Below are 6,013 nucleotides of genomic sequence, written 5' to 3'. Positions count from 1 at the left end.
CAGCGGCACGAACGCGCACGTCATCCTTGAGCAGGCGCCAGTCGAGGACGGTGCCGCGACGCAGACGGACGAGGTTTCACCGCTGGGCGGGGAGGCGCTGCCGTTCGTTCTCTCAGCGAAGTCGGAGGGGGCGCTGCGTGACCAGGCCGCGCGTCTGAGCGAGGTGCTGGCAGCCGGTTCCGGAGGGGAGCCCGCGGGGATCGGTTTGTCGCTTGCGATGGGCCGGTCGCGCTTCGAGCATCGTGCGGTGATCGTCGCGGCTGACGCCGGCGAGCTCAGCGCGGCCCTGGGCGCGCTGGCCGATGAGCGTCCCGGGCCGGGTGTGGTGCGGGGTGTCGCTGATGGTGCGGTGGCTCCGGTGTTCGTGTTTCCGGGGCAGGGTTCGCAGTGGGTGGGTATGGCTGCGGGTTTGATGGAGTCCTCGGATGTGTTCGCGGAGCGGATGCGGGAGTGTGCGGCCGCGTTGTCGGCGCATACGGACTGGTCGTTGCTCGGTGTGCTGCGGGGTGAGCCGGGTGCTCCTGGCTTTGACCGGGTTGATGTGGTGCAGCCGGTGTTGTGGGCGGTGATGGTGTCGTTGGCGGAGGTGTGGCGGGCGGCCGGTGTGGTGCCTGCGGCGGTGATGGGCCATTCGCAGGGTGAGATCGCTGCCGCGTGTGTGGCCGGTGGGCTGTCCTTGGAGGACGGTGCGCGGGTGGTCGCGTTGCGGAGCCGGGCGATTGTTGAGCTCTCGGGTCTGGGCGGCATGGCCTCGGTGGCGGAGCCGGTGGAGAAGGTGGAAGCACGCCTGTCCAAGTGGGAGGGGCGTCTGTCGGTCGCGGCGGTGAACGGCCCGTCCTCCGTGGTGGTGAGCGGTGACGGTGACGCGCTGGACGAGTTGCTGCTGGCCTGCAAGGCGGACGAGGTCCGTTGCAAGCGCATCGATGTGGACTACGCCTCGCACAGTGCGCATGTGGAGCGGATCCATGACCAGTTGCTGGAGGTGCTGGCGGATCTGTCCCCGCGTGCGTCGCAGGTGCCGTTGTTCTCGACGGTGACCGGTGAGTTGCTGGACACGGCGGGTATGGACGGCGAGTACTGGTATACCAACCTGCGCCGCACGGTGCGCCTGGAGGAGACGACCCGGACACTGCTGGAAGCCGGTCACCGTGTGTTCGTCGAGGTCAGCCCGCACCCGGTGCTGGCTGTGGGACTGCAGGAGACGTTCGAGGCGGCCGGTAGCGACGCGGTGGCCCTGGGGACGCTACGACGGGACGAGGACGAGCCACGCCGCTTCATGACCTCCCTCGCCGAAGCACACGTGCAGGGGGTCGAGCTCGACTGGAAGACCCTGTTCGCGGGCACCGGGGCCCAGCGCGTCGACCTGCCCACCTACGCCTTCCAGCATCAGCGCTTCTGGCTGAACCCCTCCGCCGGGAACGGCGCCGTGGACGTCTCCTCGGCGGGGCTGAAGTCCCTCGACCACGCCATGCTGTCCAGCGCGATGGGCCTGGCCGGCACCGACGGTGTCGTGATGACGGGCAGGATCTCGATCGAGACGCACCCCTGGCTCGCCGACCACGCTGTGTGGGGCTCGGTCCTGCTGCCGGGCACAGCCTTCGTGGAACTCGCTCTGCAAGCCGCCGACCAGGTCGGCTGCGACCTCGTGGAAGAGCTGACGATCGAGGCACCGCTTCTCATCGCCGAACAGGACGCGATCGTCATCCAGGTCGCGGTGGCCGCGGCCGACCTGACCGGCAGGCACGAGATCACGGTGTTCTCCCGCCCCGCCGACGCCTCGGACGAGGCCTGGACGCGGCACGCCAGCGGCACACTCGCCACCGGGGCACAGGCGGCGGACGGCCTGGCTGACTGGCCGCCGGCTGGAGCGCGAGCAGTCGCGGTGGACACGCTCTACGCGACGCTCGCCGATGCCGGGTACGAGTACGGCCCCCTGTTCCAAGGGCTGCGGGCCGCGTGGCGGCAGGGTGACGACGTATATGCGGAGGTGGCCCTCCCGGACGACGCCGAGGCCGACGGCTTCGGGCTGCATCCAGCTCTCCTGGACGCCGCACTGCACGCGATGGGCCTCGCAGCGGGCTCCGACCCGGACGGAACCGCGGGAGCCGTAGGCCTGCCGTTCGCCTGGACCGGCGTGTCCCTGTCCGCAGTGGGCGCACAGCTCCTGCGGGTTCGCGTCCGCCGTGAGGGATCGGGAGCGTCGCTGCTGCTGGCCGACGGAGCCGGATCGCATGTCGCCTCGGTGGAGTCGCTGGCGCTGCGCCCGGTCTCCCCGGAGCAGTTGCGCGGAAGCGGTAACGCCCACGCGGACTCGCTGTTCCGCGTGGAATGGTCCGTGAAACCGGTCGGCGTCGCCCAGAGCGCCGATCGCGCGGAGGGCTCCTGGGCCGTTGTCGGGGAAGCGGAGTTCCTCCCCGGCACGGAGCGGTATGCGGATCTGGCCTCGATGGACGAGGTGCCTGACGTGGTGGCGGTGTCGTTCGCGGGTTCCGCTTCCGGCTCCGGCTCCGATTCCGGTTCTGAGGACGTCGCGTCTCGTACGCATGAGATCGCGGGCCGGGCACTGCAGTTGGTGCAGGAGTGGCTGGCGAACGAGCGGTTCGCAGATGCGCGGCTGGTGGTGGTGACGCAGGGCGCGGTGTTCTGTGACTCGCCCGATCCCGTACAGGCTGCTGTGTGGGGTCTTCTGCGGACGGCCGAGTCGGAGAACCCCGGGCGGTTCGTCCTGGTGGATCACGACGGCCAGGAGCCGCTGCTGCCTGCTGTCGTGGCTTCGGGTGAGCCGCAGGCCGCAGTGCGCGCGGGTGAGGTGCTCGTACCGAGGCTGGCACGGGTGCCGTTGCCTGTCGGGCAGATACCCGCCTTCGTCGAACCGTCCGGCACCGTGCTGGTGACGGGTGCCAGCGGTGTGCTGGGCGGAGTGGTGGCACGTCACCTCGTCGCCGAGCACGGCGTGCGGCATCTGCTCCTGTTGAGCCGCCGGGGTGCGGACGCTCCGGGAGCGGCCGACCTCGTGGCCGAACTGGCCGAGTCGGGGGCCCAGGCACGTTTCGCGGCGTGTGACGTGGCGGACCGCGGTGCGCTGGCCGAGGTCCTGGACTCCGTCGGGTCCGAGCACCCGCTCACCGGGGTCGTGCACACCGCCGGTGTGCTGGACGACGGTGTGGTGTCGTCGCTTACGCCGGAGCGGTTGGCTGCGGTGTTGCGGCCGAAGGTCGATGCGGCGTGGCATCTGCATGAGCTGACGCGTGACATGGATTTGTCGATGTTCACGCTGTTCTCCTCGGCGGCGGGTGTGTTCGGTGGTGCGGGTCAGGCGAACTACGCCGCTGCGAACGCGTTCCTCGACGCCCTGGCCGAGGTGCGGCGTGCGGAAGGACTTGCGGGGCAGTCGCTGGCCTGGGGACTTTGGGCTCAGGCCAGTGCGATGACGGGGCAGCTGGACAGCGGTGATCTGCGGCGGATGGCCCGGGGCGGTCTGACGCCGTTGTCCTCGGTGCAGGGGCTCGAGCTGTTCGACCTGGCCGGCGGCTTGGCCGACGAGGCCGTGCTGGTGCCGATCCGGGTCGACATGGCCGCTCTGCGGCTACGGCCGGAGATGACTCCGCTGATGCTGCGGGGTCTGGTCCGGGTACCGAACCGGCGGCAGGCGGACTCCGGCACGGATCGCTCCGCATCCTTCGGACGCACCCTTCTAGCCCTTCCCGAGGCCGAACAGCGCCAGTTGGTGCAGGATCTGGTACGGGCCCAGGCGGCTGCCGTGCTCGGCCATGACTCGGGTGAGGCAGTGCAGCCCGAGCGGGCTTTCACCGAGCTGGGCTTCGACTCCCTCACCGCCGTCGAACTGCGCAACCGGATGAGCGCGGCCACGGGGCTGCGCCTGCCGGCCACCCTCGTGTTCGACTACCCGACGCCGTTCGCGATGGCCGACTACATACGGACCGAGATCGTCGGCGTACAGGCGGAAGCCGCTACGAGCCGGCCCGCCCTGACCGGCACCGGCACTGAGGACGACCCTGTCGTCATCGTGGGCATGAGCTGCCGGTTCCCGGGAGGTGCGGAATCGCCACGAAAGCTGTGGGAGCTGGTGGCCGGCGGCAACGAAGGCATCACCGGCCTGCCCACTGACCGGAACTGGGACGTGGAAGGGCTGTACGATCCCGACCCGGACAACCCCGGCACCTCCTTCACCCGTGAAGGCGGCTTCCTGCACGACGCCGCGGAGTTCGACCCCGGCTTCTTCGGGATCTCGCCGCGTGAGGCGCTTGCCATGGACCCGCAGCAGCGACTGCTGCTGGAAGGTTCCTGGGAGGCCGTCGAGTCGGCAGGGATCGACCCGGCGTCGCTGCGGGGCACGAGCACCGGCGTGTTCGCCGGGCTGATGTATCACGACTACGTGGCTCAGCTGGCCACCGTCCCGGAAGGCGTCGAGGGGTACCTCGCCACCGGCACGTCCGGCAGCGTCGTGTCCGGCCGTGTCTCCTACACGCTCGGACTCGAGGGACCCGCCGTAACGGTCGACACCGCTTGCTCGTCCTCCCTGGTGGCGCTCCACCTCGCGGCGCAGGCCCTGCGCTCGGGCGAGTGCTCGATGGCGCTGGCCGGCGGCGCCAGCGTGATGGCCACGCCGGGCAGCTTCATCGAGTTCAGCCGCCAGCGTGGACTGGCCGCGGACGGACGGTGCAAGTCGTTCGCCGCGGGCGCCGACGGCACCGGCTGGGGTGAGGGCGTGGGCATGCTGCTGCTGGAGCGGCTGTCGGACGCGCGGCGCAACGGTCACGAGGTCCTGGCTGTGGTGCGGGGCTCGGCGGTGAACCAGGACGGTGCGTCGAACGGTCTGACGGCTCCGAACGGTCCGTCGCAGCAGCGTGTCATCCGGCAGGCCCTGGCCAACTCCGGTCTTGAGCCGGACCAGGTGGACGCCGTTGAGGCGCACGGTACGGGTACGACGCTGGGTGACCCGATCGAGGCGCAGGCGCTGCTGGCGACGTACGGGCAGGGGAGGCCGGAAGGGCGGCCGCTGCTGCTGGGTTCGATCAAGTCCAACATCGGTCACACGCAGGCCGCGGCCGGCGTCGCAGGGGTCATCAAGATGGTGATGGCGATGCGGCACGGTGTGCTGCCGAAGACCCTGCACGTCGACGCGCCGACGCCTCAGGTTGACTGGTCGGCGGGCGCGGTCGAGCTGCTGACGGAGTCGGTGGCGTGGCCGGAGACGGGCGAGGCACGCCGGGCGGGGGTGTCGTCGTTCGGCATCAGCGGGACCAACGCCCACGTGATCGTCGAGCACACGCCGGTCGTCGAGGAACGCCGCGAGCCGTCCGTGTCCTTGCCGGTGGTTCCGTGGGTGGTGTCCGCGAAGTCCGACGCGGGTCTGTCGGCACAGGTGGAGCGGCTCTCGACCGTCGCCCGGGAGCACGCGCCGGTGGATGTCGGGTTCTCCCTGGCTACGACGCGTGCCGCGATGAACCACCGCGCAGTGGTCATCGATGACTTGACGGTCCGGGACGCGGTGTCGTCGGGGCGGTCGGCGGTGTTGTTCTCGGGTCAGGGTGCGCAGCGGTCGGGTATGGGCCGTGAGCTGTACGAGTCCTACCCGGTGTTCGCGGATGCGTTCGATGTGGTGTGTGCGGAGCTGGACCGGCATCTGGATCAGCCGATCCGGGATGTCGTGTTCGAGGGTGGTGAGCTGCTGGATCAGACGCAGTTCACGCAGGCCGGTCTGTTCGCGCTCGAAGTTGCGCTGTTCCGTCTGGTGTCGGCGTGGGGAGTGAAGCCGGACTATCTGCTGGGGCATTCGATCGGTGAGCTGTCGGCCGCGCATGTGGCTGGCGTTCTCACACTTGAGGACGCGGCGAAGCTGGTGGCGGCCCGTGGTCGTCTGATGCAGGCGCTGCCGGAGGGCGGGACGATGGTCTCGCTCCAGGCGACGGAGGACGAAGTCCTGCCGCTGCTGACCGACGGCGTCGACGTAGCCGCGCTCAACGGGCCCTCCTCGACGGTGATTTCGGGT

At 70.1% G+C, this 6,013-nt stretch carries 1 protein-coding gene; it reads left to right on the top strand.

The genetic code is table 11. The annotated features are described in order from the left end of the window. Positions 1-6,013: type I polyketide synthase (locus BFF76_RS34465; RefSeq protein WP_167359508.1), on the top strand; the 6,013-nt coding region annotated here is incomplete at both ends.

It is taken from the genome of Streptomyces mutomycini (assembly GCF_001700505.1).
Taxonomy (GTDB): Bacteria; Actinomycetota; Actinomycetes; order Streptomycetales; family Streptomycetaceae; genus Streptomyces; species Streptomyces mutomycini.
Note: the sequence above shows the minus strand (reverse complement) of the source record. Positions and strands in the feature narration are given on the sequence as shown.